Below are 17,015 nucleotides of genomic sequence, written 5' to 3' on the forward strand. Positions count from 1 at the left end.
AGCTGTCGCGGACATCCTCTGACGGGTGCGAGACTCCCCTGACCAACCTTACGCCAGAGCTTCTAGAAGGCGTTCGCGGGTGTAGGAGACGCGGGGGTGGCGCAGGGCGGCCTTGGGCCAGGCCAGGTAGAGCGCGTTGGTGACCCGGGTCCGCCCCTCATCGAGACGCCTCAGGCGGCGGGCGCCCAGGGCATCCTCCACCAGATAGTCCGGCAGCACCGACCAGCCGCAGCCGGCCTCCACCAGATCGCGGACCATGCGAAGGTTGGGCGCGACCGCCGCCGCCTTCAGCGCGTCGGCGGAAAGCCGCGCGGCCTCCAGGTAACGCCGCAGCAAGGACAGGTCCTCGTCATAGGCGACGGCAGGCGCGGCAAGAGCTGCGGAGAGCGCCGCACCGTCCCCCAGGGTCCGCGCCGCCCAGGCCGGAGCGGCGACCGGAACCAGCCGCTCCTCGCCGATCTTCGCAAAGCCCAGGCCGCGCTCGCCCGGCCGCGAGGCGGTGACCGCCAGATCCACCGCCCCCTCCCGCAGCGCGCGGTAGATGACATCGCGGCCCCCCAGGGTCACGCGCACCGAGAGACCGGCGGCGGTGAGGCGGGCCAGCGGCTCGACCATGCGGGCGCGCAGGAACTCCACCGGCCCGGCGAGGCGGACCGTCCCGACCACGGCTTCGGCACGGGCGCGCAGGGCTGAGAAGGTCGCCTCCAGGCCGTCGAGGCCTGCCCCAATGGCGGCGGCCAGTTCGTCGCCCGCCGGGGTCGCTTCGACGCCACGGGCGTGGCGGCGGAACAGCGGCCGTCCGAGCTGCTGTTCCAAGGTCCGGATGTGGGCCGAGGCGGCGGGCTGGGTGATGCCCAGGCTCACCGCCGCGCGGGAGATCGAGCGGCTGCGGTGCACCTCCAGGAAGGTGCGCAGAGGGACCAGAGGGGTCATTGATTAGCCATAGATTTTTCTATGACTGACCGCAAGAGACTTTGCTTCTCCTGATGAAGTGACGGGGCCACCTTTGGGTCAGCGAACCTCAACCACAGGAGCCAAAAACATGAGCACCAAAGACAGCAGCAAGCGCGCCCTCGTCATCCTCACCTCCCACGGCGTGAAAGGCGAAACCGGGGAGCCGACCGGGTTTTACTGGGAAGAGCTGGCGACCCCCTACTGGGCCCTGCGCGACGCCGGCTATGCGGTGGATATCGCCAGCGTAAAGGGCGGCAATCCGCCGGCCGATCCGGGCTCGGCCGCCGAGGAGGGCCGTCCCGCCGCCGTCCAGCGCTTCCTGGACGATGCCGCCGCCATGGCAGCGCTGGAGCACAGCCACGCCGTCGCCGATGTCGATCCGACCGCCTATGGCGCGGTCTTCCTGCCCGGCGGCCACGGCGTGATGTGGGACACCGGCCAGAGCCCCGCAGTGGGCACAGCCGTCGCCCGCGCCTACGAGAACGGCGCCGTAGTCGGTGCCGTCTGCCACGGCCCGGCCGGGCTGGTCGGCGCTACGCTTTCCGACGGCACGCCGCTGGTCAGCGGCAAGCGCGTCAACAGCTTCACCGATGCCGAGGAAGAGGCCGTCGGCCTGACCGACGTTGTGCCTTACCTGCTGGAGACCGAGCTGCGCGCGCTGGGCGCCAGGTTCGAGGGCAACCCGGAGAACTTCCAGAGCTACGCGGTGCGCGACGGGCGGCTGATCACCGGGCAGAACCCGCGATCCTCCGAACGGGTTGCCGCCCTGCTGATCGAAGCCCTGGCCGATACGGCCAGCGAGAAGCACGACAAGAGCGGCGACAAGAGCGCCGCGTGACCGCAAGTTGCGGCCTCTCCTTGTGCTCCCCGGCCGCGGCGCGCGCCGGGGAGCAACCCGTCAGCAGGCCGCCGCGCCGGTCAGCCGGGCCATGACATGGGCATCGATGCATGCGCCGCGGCGGTAGGCGTAGGCCCTAAGCGTTCCCTCGACCTCGAAGCCCAGGCCCTCGTAAGGCGCGACGGCGCGCTCGTTGGCGGTCCAGACCGTCAGGCCCAGCCGCGATTGCTGTCACCAGGCGACCCGGACCAGCCGGTTGCAACCAGCCGATCCTAGCCGGCCAGTCCAGGGAACATGCCCTTCAGGCCCTCACCCAACATACCCATGGCGATGGCAGCCAGGACCATGCCCATGACCCGCGTGACCACCCCCATGCCGGACTCGCCTAGCTTTCGGGCAATCGGCCCGGCAAAGCTGAACAAGAGGCCGGTGAGGGCCGAAAGCGCCACGATGGCAGCCGAAACCTCGGTCTTGTCGAGGACCGTGGGGTTCTGCTGAGCGGCGACCAGGACGGTGGCCATGGTGCCGGGCCCGGCGACGATGGGAATGGCCAGCGGCACGACGGCGACCGAGCCCCGCCCGGCCGCGTCCTCGCGCTCCGTCGGAGTGTGGCGGTGGCTGTTGCTGTTGGAGAGCATATGAAGGCCGATCAGCAGCACGATGACGCCGCCGGCGGCGCGCAGGGTGTCGACGGTGATTCCGAAGAGATCGAGCAGGAATGACCCGCTCCAGACCACGATCAGCAGCGTGACCGCCACGGCGCAGGCGCAGGCCCAGGCGGTGGACCGCGCCTGGGCCGCGCTGCGCTCGGCGATCATGCTGGCAAAGACGCCGAGGTTGCCGATGGGGTTCATCATCGAAAAGAGCGCCGCCAGAAAGCTCGTCAGCGCCGCCTCGGTCATCATCGCCTGCGTTCCTTTACCCAAAGATTCCGCCGGTTGAGTGCCTGCGTTGGGGATACAGCCTAAGGGCTCGGCTCAAAGATACAATGCAGCGAAACTGACCATCTTCGGACACCGCACCGCGGCCCGCATCGACTGGCCCCGCGGGCGCAGGTCCGTCACAGGGACCTCGGTGATGCGCCCGCAGCCGCGCGTCCGGGGATGCCGGTCGCCATGCTGGCCTTACAGGGTTCGCCGATCGTATCGTCTTTCACCCGCCGTTCACGTAGGCATCGACCTCGGCGATGCGCGCGGCCTTGGCCTCGTCGTCCAGGAAGGAGGCTGCGAAGGAGTTGCGGGCGATCTCGGCCAGCACTGCATCGCTGAGGCCGAGCGCCTGCTGCACCGCGCGGTAGTTGTCGTTCACATAGCCGCCGAAGTAGGAGGGGTCGTCGGAGTTCAGCGTGACGAAGAGCCCCTTGTCCAGCATGGTCTTCAGGGGGTGCTTCTTCATGTCGGTCACGCCGCAGAGCCGCAGGTTGGAAAGCGGGCAGACGGTCAGCGGCATCTGCCGTTCGGCCAGCTCCGCGACCAGTGCCTCGTCCTCCAGCGCCCGGTTGCCGTGGTCGATGCGGTCGACCTGCAGCGCCTCCAGCGCGCCGCGCACGTAGGCGGGCGGCCCCTCTTCGCCGGCGTGGGCGACCGCGCGGAACCCGGCGGCCCGCGCCTTGGCGAAGACCTCGACGAAAAGCTCCGGCGGATAGCCGTTCTCCGAGGAATCAAGGCCGACGCCGACGATGCGGTCGCGGTGGTCCATGGCCTGCTCCAGGGTCACCAGGGCATCTTCCGCCGGCAGGTGGCGCAGAAAGCAGAGAATGAGCTTCGCGGTGATGCCGAGCTGCCGCTCCCCGTCGGCAAGGGCCCGGTGGATGCCGTCGAGGACAGTCTCGAAAGCGACCCCGCGCGCCGTATGGGCCTGGGGGTCGAAAAAGACCTCCACGTGTTTCACCCCATCGGCCGCAACCCGGCTGAGGTAGGCCCGCGTGAGATCGTAGAAGTCCTGCTCCTCCCGCAGCACTGACATACCCTGGTAGTAGAGGTCCAGGAAGTCCTGCAGATTGGAGAAACTGTAGGCGGCCCTGATCGCCTCCACAGAGTCGTAGGGCAGCGAGACGCCGTTGCGCTGGGCCAGGGCGAACATCATCTCCGGCTCCAGCGAGCCCTCGATATGAATGTGCAGTTCGGCCTTGGGCAGGGAAGCGATGAAATCGGTCACGGAAAGCAGATCCTCTTGGGCGCGGCGTCCTTTTTTGCGGTGGGCGTTTATAGCGAAATGGAGAAGCCCCCGTCGACCGGCAAGGCGGCGCCGGTGACGAAGTCGCTGGCGGGCCCGGCAAAAAACGCCGCCAGCCCCTCGAAGTCCTCCGGCCGCCCCCAGCGCGCGGCCGGGGTGCGCTTCAGGACGTGGTCGTTCAGGCCGTCCACTTCGCGGCGCGCCCGGCGCGTCAGGTCGGTATCGATCCAGCCCGGCAGGATACAGTTCACCTGGATGTTATCCGCCGCCCAGGCTGCGGCCAGAGACCGGGTGAGCTGAACCAGACCGCCCTTGCTGGCACCGTAGGCAGGGCTCCAGGGTGCCCCGAAGATCGACAGCATGGAGCCATTGTTCAGGATCTTGCCGCCGCCGGCTTGCTTCATGATGGGATAGCAGGCCTTGGCGCAGAGGAAGGCACTGGTGAGGTTGGCGTCCATCACCTGCTGCCACTCCGCCGCCGCCAGATCCTCCGGGCGCTTGCGGATGTTGGTGCCGGCGTTGTTCACCAGGATGTCGGGCCCGCCGAGCCGGGCCTGAGTCTCTTCCACCATGGCCGCGACCGCCGCCGCGTCGGTCACATCGCAAGCGACGGCCAAGGCCGTGGCGCCCAGGCCCTCCAGTTCTGCCGTGGCGGCGGACAGCTTCTGCCTGTTGCGGCCGGCGACGGCCACCGCCGCCCCCGCCTTGGCCAGGCCCCGGGCGATGCCCAGACCGATCCCGCCGTTTCCGCCGGTAACCAAGGCCACCTTTTGCGAAAGGTCGAAAGCCTTCATGCCGGATATCCCGCCTGCGCGCTACTGCGGCGACACATCGGGGCCTGGTTGGCTGCTGCGGGCGGCAGCCAGGCGCAAGCGGAAGGTCTGCTCGTCGGGGACGCCGGCGACTTCGAGCAGGAGTTTTTTGCGCACCGCCTCGGCAAAGCTCTGGTTGCCGTCGACGGTGACGACGAAAGCCGCCGGGCCGACGATGATGTCCTCCCGGAAGGCCTGCTCCAGGTCGTAGCTGACCGGCCGCCCGCTGGCGCAGGGCCGGCAGAGGATCGCCAGGCCGTTGATCGAGACATCGGCGGCCAGGGCGGCGTCGCGCGCCGCCTGGACCGGCAGCCCGCCCCAGTTGTTGGCGCTGTCGCCGGAGAAATCGATGATCTTGCGGAAGCCGTCGATATCGTTGTTCTCGATCAGCGCCAGGCCGGCGGCGATGGCCGAGCCGATGGCATTGCGCCCGAAGGCCTGGCGCGGCTTTTCCAGCAATTGCTGCGCGAAGGCAGCGGCAGAAGCCTCGCCATCGATGATGGTCCAGGGCACCACCACCTCCTGGGAACTGGCATTGCCCCATTCCACATAGGTGACGGCGATCTTGCCGTCGTGCCCCAGGCCGATGGCCGCCAGGATGTCGGGGTCGGTGATCGCCTCGGCGTAGCCCTGACGCTGAAAGAAAATCTCGTCGTCGTCGATGGAGCCGGAGGCATCGGCCAGCAGAACCAGCTCCAGGTCGACGCGCTCGGCCGCCTGCAGCGGAGGCGACATCGCCAGGGCCAGGCTTGCGAGAAGAACGCCAAGGACTCCAAGGGCCTGCATCGGGGGCCGGGCCGGAAAAGGCATGATCCGCATCCTCGCAATGTTGTCGGCGCAGTTGTGTCGGCGCAGTGTCATCGGCGCAGGGGGGTGCCGCTGCGCAGCGAGCATAGCTTTTGATGCCGGCCGGCGATAGCGGGTCTGTCGTGCAGTCCTCGCTGACAGCCGCGCCGCGCGGAGATAAGCTCTTGCTGAAGCACGACGGAGGGCGCAGATGTCAACGAAGCGTGGACACTGTCTTTGCGGGGCAGTCAGCTATGAATATGACGGGCCGGAGAACTGGCGCGGGCATTGCCATTGCGAATCCTGCCGGCGCAGCACAGCCTCGCCCTTCACCACGTTTTTCGGGGTCGACCGAACGGCTTGCCGCTTTACCGGGGCCGAGCCCGCGGTCTACCGCTCTTCTCCCGGTGTGCGGCGCCTGTTCTGCCCGACCTGCGGAACCCCGATCGCCTACGAAAGCGAGCGCTGGCCGGAGGAAACGCACTTCTACGCCGCCACCCTGGAGGACCCCCGGGACTTTGCGCCCGAGTTTCACGTCTTCTGGTCCGAGCGCCTGCCCTGGGTGCACCTGCAGGACGATCTTCCGAAAAACGAGGGCAGCGGCAGCTAAAGACAGAGGTCCCTCACTCATCTGCAGCGATTCGCGCTTGGCCCGGCGCCAAGGCCCTAGCTATGCTTCGCGGCGCCCGCCGACACTGGGACGCGTTGACCCATGAAAATCCTGAAAGCCAGCGCCTACTCCGGCCCCAACCTCATCGCCGCGTTTCCTCTGGTGCATCTGGCGCTCCAGGTCGAAGGAACGCAGAGCTGGCCCGGCGACGAAGGAAGCCCGGGGATTTCCGACGGCCTGATCGCCCTGCTGCCGGGCCTGGAGGTGCACCCGGGCAAGTCGAACCAGCCGCGTGGCTTCATCGCGGAACTGCGCGGCGGTTCGGATCTGCCGCTGGGCTATGTCGTCGCGCGCGTCGCCACTGAGCTGCTGCGCGACGGCGCCGATTCGGTGGGCCTGGCCGGCGTTACCCGCCGCGCCGAAGGCGCGCTTCAGGACGCCTTCTTTCTGTACGAAGACGCCGACATCGCAGTGCAGGCGGGGAAGGTCGCCGTGCTGCTGGTCCTCGCTCAGTTGCCAGCGCGGCTGCGGCCGCGCAACGACTTTCCTCCGAACATCAACGCCAAGGAAGCCCTGGCTTCCTTCAGGCGATGGGCAGGGGCAGCGGCGCTCGACCAGACGGCACTGGCTTTGATCCGTGAGGCCCGGCGGCGTGATATCCCATGGTTCGTCCTCGACCGGCCGCGCCGCATCGTGCAACTGGGTCAGGGCTGCAAGCTGCGCCGGATCCGGGAAACCGTTACCGGCGCGACGCCGGCCATCACGACTTGGATTCAGGCGGACAAGTCGACGACAAACCGGCTGCTCGCCGGCCTTCATTTCCCGGTTCCCAAACAGGCCAGGGTCAGCGATCCGGACGCAGCGGTAAATGCAGCCCGTAAGGTCGGCTTTCCGGTGGCCGTGAAACCGCTGGATTCCGGAAAGGGGCGCGGCATCTCCCTTATGGTTTCAGATGACGACGCGGTGCGTGCTGCCTTCGCACTTGCGCGGCGATACAGCGCACAGGTCATCATTGAGAACCATATTGCAGGCGCCGATCATCGGGTGCTGATTGTCGGCGGCCGCATGCTTGCCGCCGCCAGGCGCCTGCCCGCAGCCGTGACCGGCGACGGCCAGAGCACAGTTGCGGAACTGGTCGCCGAGGTAAACAAGGACCCGCGCCGCGGCGTCGGATTCAGCCGCCTGATGAACCGCATCGAGTTGGATGCGCAGAGCGATGCCCTCCTGAGCAAACAGGGGCATTCGCGCGAGAGCGTTCCAAAGAAGGATGAGCGCGTGCTGCTGCGCGAAACCGCCAACATCTCGACCGGAGGCACGGCAATCGATGTGACCGACGCGGTCCATCCGGAAAACCGCTGGATGCTGGAGCGGGCTGTGCGCATAACGGGGGCCGACATTGCCGGGGTCGATTTCCTATCGCCGGATATCTCACGCTCCTACCGCGAGGTCGGCGGCGCCATCTGCGAAATCAACGCCTCTCCCGGCCTGCGCCCCCATCAAATCGCCGAAGGGCCGCCGCGCGACGTTGTCGGCCCCATCGTCGACATGCTGTTTCCTGAGAAAGACAACGGGCGCATTCCCATCGCCGCCATAACCGGCACCAACGGCAAGACGACCACGTCACGCATGTTGGCCCATATCCTCCGCTGCGCCGGAGACGCGATCGGGGTCAAGACAGTCGGTCTGGTCACCACCGACGGCGTTCACATCGATGATCAACTGGTCAGCAAGGGCGACTTTGCCGGCGGGACCGGCGCGCGGGTCCTGCTGCGCGATCCGAGCGTGGAAGCCGCCGTGCTTGAGACTGCCAGAGGCGGCATCGTCAAGACCGGGCTCGCCTTCGATTACTGTGATGTTGCGGCCTTCATGAACGTGGCGACCGACCACATCGGCCTCGATGGCATCAGAAGCCTGGACGAAATGGCTTTGGTCAAGGGCCGGGTGATCGAGGCGGCGCGCCGACTGGCGGTTCTGAACGCCGAGGACCCGCGATGCCTTGCCATGTCCGCACAGAAGGAACCTGAGCAGGTTTGCCTGTTTTCCGCTGCCGAACTCACCGCCGAGCAGCGCGAACACCTGTCCAGAGGCGGCCTGGCCGTCAGCCTCGCTGGAGATCCGGACGACCAGGTCATTGTCCTGCATCATCGCGGCGGGACCGAAGAGATCGCACCCGTCAGCCACATCCCGGCGACCCTGGAGGGCGCCGCACGCCACAACGTTCTCAATGCGCAGGCGGCAGCGGCCCTGGCCTATGGACTGGGCATCCCCTGCGCGCGCATCGGCGAGGCGCTCTCAAGCTTTGAAAGTTCGTTCGACAGGAACCCGGGCCGCCTCAACGTCTTCGACGGACACCCCTTCAAGGTGGTCATGGACTTCGCCCACAATCCCGACTGCGTCAGGGTGATCTGCGATATGGTTCAACGGATGAAGGTGGACGGCCGGCGGATCTGCATGCTGGGCAGCACAGGACATCGCCAGGGGGAACACATAGGCGAAGTCTGCGAACTCGTCGCGCAGCGGTTCGATTCCTTCATCTGCACGCGAAACAAGCGTGTCAGCGAAGAACGCCAGAGCATCCGGGGTTTCCCTGGAGAGGAGATCCCACATCGTCTGGCCGCTGCCTTGATGGAAAACGGTGTCGATGCAAGCCGGATCGTAACCCTCGACGACGACAACGAGGCCGTCGACAGAGGTCTCAACATGTCACGGGAAGGGGACCTCCTCGTGCTGCTGCTGAACAACAGAGAATGGGCCTGGGAGCGTATCCTCGGCTTTCAGGCCAAGGACTGAGGTTGAGCATCTTCCACGCAGGCATTGGCCGGACAGGAGTCGGCCGGGCAGGAATCGGCCGGGCAGGAATCGACCGGGCAGGAATCGACCGGACAGGCACACCGAAGGTCTGGGGTCGGCGCAGGGCTTCTCGGACATGAAGGTCTTAAAAACAAGCGCCTACGTCGGACCGAACATCGTCGCGCCGGTTCCAGGCGTCCATCTGCGCTGGACACAGGAACAGCCCCTGCACTGGCCGGGCCAAGCCGACGACAGCGCCTGTACGGAGCGGCTGCTTGAGCTTCTTCCCGGCCTTTACGAGCACCCCGGCCGGGGAAACGAACCCGGAGCGCTGGCCGAACACCTTCGTGCCACGCCTCCCCTGCCGCTCGGCTATGTGATCGCCCGCATCGCCACCGAACTGCAGCGCCTGGAGGGCGATACCGTCCAGGCTGCGATGTTCAGGCAGAGCAAGGACGGGCGCTTTGCGAATGTTTTCTTCCGCTACCGCGACCCGGAGATCGGGCTGCTGTCCGGGCGGACTGCGATCACACTTGCCCTGGCACTCCTGCCCCAGAAGATCAGAACTGAGCTCGGCCTTTCATGGGCCGCCTCTGCTGAAGCGGTCATCGAGGATTTTCGCCGCCAGCGCAAGCGGCTGGGCCTCGACCAGACGGCCCGTGCTCTGATTGCCAAGGCAGAGCAGCGCGATATCCCCTGGTTTGTCGTCCACCGGGGAATGCGGGTGGTGCAGATGGGACAGGGCTGTCATGCACGGCGTATCTGCGAGACCATAACAACGGCGACACCGCACATCGGCGCCATGTTGCAGAACGACAAGGCGGCCACCAACAGCCTGCTCGCCGAGGTTTACCTGCCCGTCCCGCGGCAGGCCATTGTCGATACCGCAGACGCCGCGCTGGAGGCCGCACGGCACCTCGGCTTCCCCGTGGTCGTCAAACCCCATAACGCCAAGAAAGGCCTGGGAGTCACGCTGCAGCCGGAAACCGATGAGGCAATCCGCGCAGCCTTTGCTCATGCCCACGAGCATAGCCGCTACGTCCTAGTGGAAAAGCACATCGCCGGAGACGACCACCGGGTCCTCGTCGTCGGCGGCCGGATGGTCGCGGCCGCCAAACGCATTCCGGCGATGGTAACCGGCAACGGAAGCAGTACCATTGCCGAGTTGGTTGCCGAAACGAACAAGGACCCAAGGCGCGGAACCGGGTTCAGCCGCGTCTTGAACCTCATCGAACTCGATGAACAGGCTGACCAGGTCCTTGCCCGCCAAGGCCATAGCCGGGACAGCGTCCCACCAGACAAGGAAGTCGTCTACCTGCGCGGCACGGCCAATATCGCGACCGGCGGCTCAGCGGTCGATGTCACCGAGAAGGTGCATCCATCAAACCGCAGGATGCTCGAGCGAACGGCCCGGACACTGGAACTGGACGTTGCTGGAATCGACTTCATCACGCCCGACATCTCCCGGCCCCACCGCGAGGTTCAAGGGGCGATCTGCGAGGTCAACGCCTCCCCCGGCCTGCGCGCCCACCTGGTGGACGAAAATGCCCCGGATGTCGTCGGCCCGATCATCGATCTGCTGTTCCCGAAAGTCCGCAACGGCCGCATTCCCATCGCAGCGATCACCGGAACGAATGGCAAGACCACCACGTCGCGCATGCTGGCCCATATCCTGAGGGTCGGTGGCAGCGACATCGGCGTCAATGTCGTGGGCCTGGTCACCACCAGCGGCGTCTACATCAACGGCGACCCAGTTCTCAAAGGCGATCTTGCCGGCCTTGCCGGCGCCAAGGTCCTGCTGCGAGATCCCTCCGTCGAGGCCGCGGTCCTGGAGACCGCGCGCGGCGGGTTGGCGCGTACCGGATTTGCCGCCGACTGCTGCGACGTCGGGGCGGTCATGAACATCGCATCGGATCATCTCGGCCAGGATGGCATCAACAGCCTCGACGAAATGGCCGCGCTGAAGGGCCGCGTCGCCGAGGCCGCGCGCAAGCTCGCTCTTCTGAACGCCGACGATGCGCGCTGCCGGGCGCTGGCTGGCCTGAAAGATCCACAGCAGCTCGGTCTGGTCTCGATGGCACCTCTGGGAGAAGGACTCCGCGACCACCTCGCCAGAGGCGGGCTCGCCATAACGTTGGAACCGAGCCCCAAAGGCCCGATGATCGTGATCCACCATGCGGGAACGCAAACCCCGCTGCTCACGGGGCTCGAGATCCCCGCGAGCCTGGGAGGAGCCGCGGTGTACAACATTCAAAATGCCATGTTCGCGGCCGGCCTTGCCCATGGGCTCGGGCTCTCCGCCGCGAGCATCACGAAGGCCTTGAAGGGTTTCCGGAACGATCCCGAGCACAACCCGGGGCGGCTCAACGTTTTCGACGGCCATCCCTTCAAGGTCGTGCTCGACTATGCGCACAACCCCCATGGCGTAGACGCCGTCTGCAGCGCCGTTCGCGGCCTGGAGGTGACCGGACGCCGCATCTGCGTTCTCGCAAACGCCGGGAACCGCCACGCTGAACACATCGCGGAGGTATCCGCGGTCGTGGCCGATAAATTCGATTTCTTCATCTGCTCGCGCGACGGAAGCTACAGCGAGGCTCATACGGCCGCGCGCGGCTTTCCGCCCGAAGAGATTCCCCTTCGCCTTGCCGCATCGCTCAAGAACCGGGGCATCGGTGCTCAGCGGCTGGAGATCATCGACGACGAGCAAACAGCGGTCACCCGCGCCCTCGACATGGCGGAGGAGGGCGACCTCCTGGTGATCTTCTCCACCGAGTCAGAATGGTGCTGGAACCGGATCGTTCACCACGCTGCCGAAGATAGCAGCTCGGCGGAGTAAAACCCCGGCGCCTACTCCCCCGGTACCTACTCCCCCGGTACCTACTCCCCCGGCGCGTTGACGGCCGGGGCAGCGGCCCGTGCCGCGGCGGGGCTGCCACCGGCGGCGGAGTCTGTTCCACCGGAAGCCGGCGCCGCCTCGACGAAACAGTCGATGGCAGCCTGGACGCCACCCTTGCCGTGGGGAATGCCGAGGGCCGCCAGACTGGTTTCCACCACGCCCAGGGTGCCCAGCATCATCGGCGCGTTGACATGGCCCATATGGGCGATGCGGAAGGCCTTATTGGTGAGGTCGCCGATGCCGATGCCGAGCACTACGCCACAGACCTCCTCCGCATAGCGCAGCAGCGGTGCCGGGTCATGCCCTTCCAGGCGGACGGTGGTCACCGAGTTCGCCCGCGCCTCCGGAACCAGAACGTTGAAGCTGAGCGCGCCGCCCTCCGCCCAAACCGCAACCGCACGCCGTGTCGCTTCGGCGAGGATACGGTGCCGCTCGAAGACCGCCGGCAGCCCTTCGGCGAACAGCAGGTCGAGCGCCTTTCGCAGGCCGAACAGCAGATGCTCCGGCGGCGTACCGCAGTACTTGTTGTAGTGGCGCGGCCCCTCGCGCTGGGTCCAGTCCCAGTAGAAGGTGCGCAGATCGGCGGTCTCGTGGGCGGCGAGCGCCCGCTTGCCGGCGGCCACGAAACTCAGCCCCGGCGGCGTCATCAGCCCTTTCTGAGAGCCGGTCACGCCGACGTCGATCCCCCAGCCATCCATGTCGAAGGGCATGGTGGCGAGCGAGGCGATGGCATCGACCATGAAGAGCGCCCCGTGGCCGGCCGCATCGATCGCCCGGCGGACTGCCGGAATGTCGTTGACGATGCTGGAGGCGGTGTCCACCTGGACCACCAGGACCGCCTTGATCTCGCCCGCCGTATCGGCCCGCAGCCGTTCCTCCAGGGCGGCGGGATCGACCGGGTGGCGGTAGCTCGCCGGCATCTCCTCGACGACGATGCCCTGGGAGGCGGCCATTTCGCCCCAGGCCGGCGCGAAGAGGCCGGAGCCCAGGACCAGCACGCGGTCGCCGCGCGAGAGCGTGTTGCTGAGGGCCGCTTCCCAGGCGCCATGGCCATTGGCGGCATAGATATAGGTCCGCCCCTCGGTCTTGAAGACGCGGCGCAGGTCGTCCAGGCAGCTATAGGTCGTATCCAGCAGGGCGCCGGCATAGATCTCGATCGCCGGGCGGTGCATGGCCTGAAGGACCTCGTCCGGCACCGTCGTGGGGCCCGGAATCGCCAGGAATTCCCGTCCATGTCGCAGAGTCATCGCGCGAAATCTCGTCTTTGCGGTGGCAGCGGCGGAAGGGAGCCTAAGCGCCCTGCGGCAGAGGGGCAAGCCCGTCGCAGGCGGCCCGGATCCCGCGATGGCCGCGCGGTCACGCCGTGCCGGTAAAGCGCTCGTAGCGGAAGGGGGCCGGATCGACAAGGGTCGGGCGGCCCGTGGCCAGCTGTGCCGCCAGATGGCCGACCCCGGGACCGAGCCCGAAGCCGTGGCCGGAAAGCCCGGTCGCGACCACCAGCCCCGGCAGCGACGGGGCCGGGCCGATGACCGGGATCTCGTCGGGCATGACATCGATCATGCCGCCCCAGCGCTCCACTGGCTTCACCTCGGCAAGCTGCGGGTAGAGTCTCTTCGCGGCCTGCAGGACGTCGTCGAGAAGCCGGTGGTCCGGCGCCGGATCGAAGACGCGGACCGCCTCGAAGGGAGTCACCTGGTCGCCCTGCCAGCGGTGCCGGCCGAGCGGGCCGAAATAGGCCCGCCCCAGGCGCAGCTTCAGGATGCGCAGACAGGCCTTCAGGATCGGCGTGAAAGCGCGGAAGTGCGCGATGGCGGCGGGAACGATGTCTAAGCGCGCGGCCCCGGCCCGTGCCACGGTATAGCCGCCGTCCAGGCGGCGGCGCAGCGCGGCTCCTTTGGCCCCCAGGGTGCTGTCGGAAATCAGCGGGGCCGGCGTCGTGCGCTGCGCCGAGGACTGCACGGCAAGCTGCGGCAGGGCAAGACCCAGGTTCTCCAGAAACGGTCGCGACCACACGCCGCCGGCCAGCACGACGGCCTCGCAGGCGATGGCGCCGTGCTCGGTCACCACCGCGGCGATCCGGCCGCCGGCGGTCTCCAAGGTGCGCACGGCCGTACCCTCGAAGATTTCGGCACCGGCATCCGCCGCCAGCCGCGCCATGGCCGGGACCGCGAGTATGGGCTCCGCGTAGATGTCGCTGGGCGTGTGCAGGCCGCCGACGAAAGGCGCGTCGGACTGACCCAGCAGTGCGTCTACGTCCGCGCGGCTCAGCACGCGCGTATCGAGCTGAAAATCCTCGGCCTGCTCCAGCCAGGCCGCGTGACGGGCAAGCGCCTCCTCGTTCTCCGCAAGGTAGGTGGAACCGCCGCCGCGCAACCCGATGTCGGTCTCAAGCCGTGCACCGATCCGGTGCCAGAGCTGCTGGCTTTCGATCATCAGCGGCAGTTCGCGCAGGTCGCGGCCCTGCTTGCGGATCCAGCCCCAGTTGCGCGACGACTGCTCGCCGGCGATGCGCCCCTTCTCGCAGAGCACCACCGGCACACCCCACTCAGCCAGTGCGAGCGCCGCAGTCACGCCGGCAACGCCGCCACCGATCACAACGACACTGGCCCGCTTCGGCAGCGGGCGCTCGGGGGACTGGGCGAAGGCAGGCGTCACCAAATGGCCTCTTGCGTGTTGTTACCGGAGCCCGGCGTTGCCGGAACTGGGGACCAGGGCAGCAGCCGGATCCTTCGCAGTCGCTGATCCTGCCGACACTAGCCGTCGGCCTGGGCACCTGCCAAGGGCCTGGGCGCCTGCCAAGGCCCGCGGCAAGCACGCCGCCCCTTGAGTTTCGGGGCCGCCGCTCTTACCCTGGCTGGGTTGGCAGCGCCCCTGCCTCCCCCCTCCCACCGGGAAAGCATTCGACATGCAGGGCGACGACCTCATGGACCCCAATCCGTTCGAGCCTGCGCACAATGGAGGGACTGCGGAGACCGCTCGTATCAGGAGGGTATCGCATGAGACTGTCTGCTCCCATCTTCAGACTGAAACGACAGGCCAGGCTGCTGGCGCGCGAAGCCGGGCTGCCGCTGCACGCAGCCTTGGACCGGATCGCAGGCGACGAAGGCTTCCGGAGTTGGAGCCACCTGGCCGCCCGCTTCTCTGAGCGGTCGACGGCCAGCACCATCCTGGCGGAGCTGAAACCGGGCGACCTGATGCTTCTGGCCGCGCGCCCCGGCCAGGGAAAAACACTGCTGGGATTGGCACTCGCGGTGGAGGCGGCCAGGGCCGGGCGCCCGGGGTTCTTCTTCACCCTCGACTGGAGCGAGGGGGACGTCCTGCAGCACCTTCGAAGCATCGGGACCGATCCGAAAAGCCTCGGAGGCTCTTTCGTCCTCGACACCTCCGACGACATCCGCGCCGATCACATCACCGCATGCCTGGGCGGGGCGCCGCGTGGCGGCCTGGCCGTGGTCGACTATCTCCAGCTTCTCGACCAGCGGCGCTGCAACCCCGAGCTCGGCGCACAGATGACAGCGCTGAGCGCCTTCGCGCGGGCCAGCGGATCGATCCTGGTGATGATCTCCCAGATCGACCGCCGCTTCGATCTCCAGGCGAAGGCGCTGCCCGATCTCTCGGACGTACGCCTGCCCAATCCGCTCGATCTCGGGCTTTTCACCAAGTCCTGTTTCCTTCACGACGGTGCGGTGCGGCTGGAGGCCGTTGCCTGAGGGCGGCCGATCAGGGCAAGAGGCCGTTTCACAACACTTCGCGGGTACGCTTCTGCCGGGCAAGGCCATGGGCCCACCAGGCGCAGAGCAGGCCCAGGAACGAAGTTGCGAACATCAGCCCCAGCAGCGCCATCGCGCCGCTCTGCTCGGTGACGACGATACCTGCCGTCCAAGTCAGAAGGGCGCCGGCCCCCATGGTCAGAGCCCCGGCGAGGCCGGAGGCGGTGCCCGCCAGGTCGGTGCGAACCGACATCGCGCCGACGTTGCTGCTGGGCATCGTGATGCCGTTGCCGATACCGACGAAGACGGTGGCGCCGAAGAGGGCAAGCTCGTGCACCACCCCGCCGGAAAAGAGCAGCAGCCCGGCGGCCAGGCCGGAACAGGCGACGATGCGCCCCGCCAGCATCATCGTCTCAAGTTCGAAACCCTTGGCGAGGCGGGCCGCGGCAAAGCTGCCGAGAACGAACCCGCCGGTGATGGACCCGACGTAAAGGCCCAGCATGCCGGGCGAGACCTGGAACAGAGCGGTGGCAACCAGAGGCGCGCCGGCAATGAAGGCAAAGAAGGCGCCGGTTGAAAACGCCATACAGCCGGCGTAACCCCAGAAACGCCCGGACCGCAGCAGAAGCGGGTAGGAGCGGATCTGGGCGCCGAAGGTCTGCGAAGGCGATGCGTTGGTCTCCCCCAGATCGACCCAGGTCAGGCCGAAGAGGGCGACCCCCATCAGGGCGAAGGCGAGAAAGCTGGAGCGCCAGCCGAAGAGCTCGTCGAGCGCGCCGCCCACCATCGGCCCCAGCATCGGCGCCACCGCCATGGCCATGGCAATGGTGCCGAGCATGCCGGCCGCCTCTTTCGGGGGGACCATGTCCCGCACGACCACGCGCGACAGCGCACCGCCGGCGACGATGGCAGCCTGAAGCAGCCTGAAGAACAGGAACACCCAGACGTCCTCCGCCATCAGGCACCCCAGCGACGCCAGCGCGAAGAGAGCGATCGCCCAAAGCAACACGGGCCGGCGGCCGTAGCGGTCCGACAGCGGCCCGATCACGATCTGCAGGACCGCCGTCACCGCCAGATAGCCCGCAATCGCGAGGCTGACCAGGGTGTAATCGGCGTCAAGATCGGCGGCAATGTTGACGAGCGAGGGAACGAACATGTTGAGCGAGAGGATCGAGACGCCGGTCAGCAGAATCAGCGTCAGCATCCTGGGCGGCGTTCGGTCAGCGGGGGCCATCTTTGCAACCTTTTGAAATACAGAAACAAAAAAGCCCCCGAACCGGTCGGGGGCGCGTCACGTCGTGATCCGGAAGCGGTTACCGCTTCCCGCGCCTTCGCCTCGCTACGATGTCAGAGCTGAAGCTGGTGTTGGTGCTGATCACGATGGTTCTCTGTCTGGATGGCGGCTGCGCCCGGATCGCTCGAGCGCCCCGGACCGGTCGAACGC

13 protein-coding genes are annotated in these 17,015 nt (G+C 67.3%); 5 read left to right on the forward strand and 8 right to left on the reverse strand.

From position 1 onward, the window contains the following. Positions 1-48: 48 nt before the first annotated feature. A complete protein-coding gene (locus tag Q0982_RS10125) occupies positions 49-933 on the reverse strand; it encodes a LysR family transcriptional regulator (RefSeq protein WP_299394921.1) in 885 nt (294 codons plus the stop codon). Positions 934-1,042: 109 nt separating this feature from the next. Between Q0982_RS10125 and Q0982_RS10130 the strand changes: the two genes are divergently transcribed. Then, positions 1,043-1,792 carry a type 1 glutamine amidotransferase domain-containing protein gene (locus Q0982_RS10130; RefSeq protein ID WP_299394924.1) on the forward strand — a complete coding sequence of 250 codons (750 nt, stop codon included), beginning with the start codon at positions 1,043-1,045 and terminating at the stop codon, positions 1,790-1,792. A gap of 272 nt (positions 1,793-2,064) precedes the next feature. On the opposite strand, the gene Q0982_RS10135 is transcribed toward Q0982_RS10130, so the two are convergent. The 4 genes from Q0982_RS10135 to Q0982_RS10150 form a co-directional block, all read right to left on the reverse strand. Next, positions 2,065-2,697 (reverse strand): MarC family protein, encoded by a 633-nt coding sequence (locus tag Q0982_RS10135; RefSeq protein ID WP_299394925.1) that lies wholly within the window; start codon positions 2,695-2,697, stop codon positions 2,065-2,067. A gap of 247 nt (positions 2,698-2,944) precedes the next feature. Beyond that, positions 2,945-3,958: an adenosine deaminase gene (locus tag Q0982_RS10140; RefSeq protein ID WP_322096997.1), complete on the reverse strand. Its 1,014-nt coding sequence runs from the start codon at positions 3,956-3,958 to the stop codon at positions 2,945-2,947. A gap of 38 nt (positions 3,959-3,996) precedes the next feature. Beyond that, the gene (locus Q0982_RS10145) at positions 3,997-4,761 is read right to left on the reverse strand and encodes an SDR family NAD(P)-dependent oxidoreductase (RefSeq protein ID WP_299394930.1); all 765 of its coding nucleotides are present in this window, start codon (positions 4,759-4,761) and stop codon (positions 3,997-3,999) included. A gap of 21 nt (positions 4,762-4,782) precedes the next feature. Continuing rightward, complete coding sequence (locus Q0982_RS10150) at positions 4,783-5,589, reverse strand: DUF1194 domain-containing protein (RefSeq protein ID WP_299394932.1); 807 nt, start codon at positions 5,587-5,589, stop codon at positions 4,783-4,785. 187 nt (positions 5,590-5,776) lie between these two features. On the opposite strand from Q0982_RS10150, the gene Q0982_RS10155 reads away from it, so the two are divergent. From Q0982_RS10155 to Q0982_RS10165, 3 genes are all read left to right on the forward strand, one after another. Beyond that, positions 5,777-6,175, forward strand: a complete 399-nt coding sequence (locus Q0982_RS10155) for a GFA family protein (RefSeq protein WP_299394933.1) — start codon at positions 5,777-5,779, stop codon at positions 6,173-6,175. Positions 6,176-6,277: 102 nt separating this feature from the next. Then, the gene (cphA, locus tag Q0982_RS10160) at positions 6,278-8,965 is read left to right on the forward strand and encodes a cyanophycin synthetase (protein ID WP_299394936.1); all 2,688 of its coding nucleotides are present in this window, start codon (positions 6,278-6,280) and stop codon (positions 8,963-8,965) included. A 136-nt stretch (positions 8,966-9,101) separates the two neighbouring features. After that, positions 9,102-11,801 (forward strand): Mur ligase family protein, encoded by a 2,700-nt coding sequence (locus tag Q0982_RS10165; RefSeq protein ID WP_299394942.1) that lies wholly within the window; start codon positions 9,102-9,104, stop codon positions 11,799-11,801. 41 nt (positions 11,802-11,842) lie between these two features. Here Q0982_RS10165 and Q0982_RS10170 read toward each other — a convergent pair whose 3' ends face one another. Further along, positions 11,843-13,108, reverse strand: coding sequence for an alanine--glyoxylate aminotransferase family protein (locus tag Q0982_RS10170; RefSeq protein ID WP_299394945.1), 1,266 nt, complete (start codon positions 13,106-13,108; stop codon positions 11,843-11,845). 109 nt (positions 13,109-13,217) lie between these two features. Then, the gene (locus tag Q0982_RS10175) at positions 13,218-14,516 is read right to left on the reverse strand and encodes an FAD-binding oxidoreductase (RefSeq protein ID WP_299394946.1); all 1,299 of its coding nucleotides are present in this window, start codon (positions 14,514-14,516) and stop codon (positions 13,218-13,220) included. A 341-nt stretch (positions 14,517-14,857) separates the two neighbouring features. Between Q0982_RS10175 and Q0982_RS10180 the strand changes: the two genes are divergently transcribed. Then, positions 14,858-15,571: a DNA helicase gene (locus tag Q0982_RS10180; RefSeq protein ID WP_299394949.1), complete on the forward strand. Its 714-nt coding sequence runs from the start codon at positions 14,858-14,860 to the stop codon at positions 15,569-15,571. A 28-nt stretch (positions 15,572-15,599) separates the two neighbouring features. Here Q0982_RS10180 and Q0982_RS10185 read toward each other — a convergent pair whose 3' ends face one another. Then, complete coding sequence (locus tag Q0982_RS10185; RefSeq protein WP_299394952.1) at positions 15,600-16,805, reverse strand: multidrug effflux MFS transporter; 1,206 nt, start codon at positions 16,803-16,805, stop codon at positions 15,600-15,602. Positions 16,806-17,015 lie beyond the last annotated feature (210 nt).

Source organism: Pelagibius sp., from assembly GCF_028281305.1.
Classification (GTDB): Bacteria; Pseudomonadota; Alphaproteobacteria; order Kiloniellales; family Kiloniellaceae; genus Pelagibius.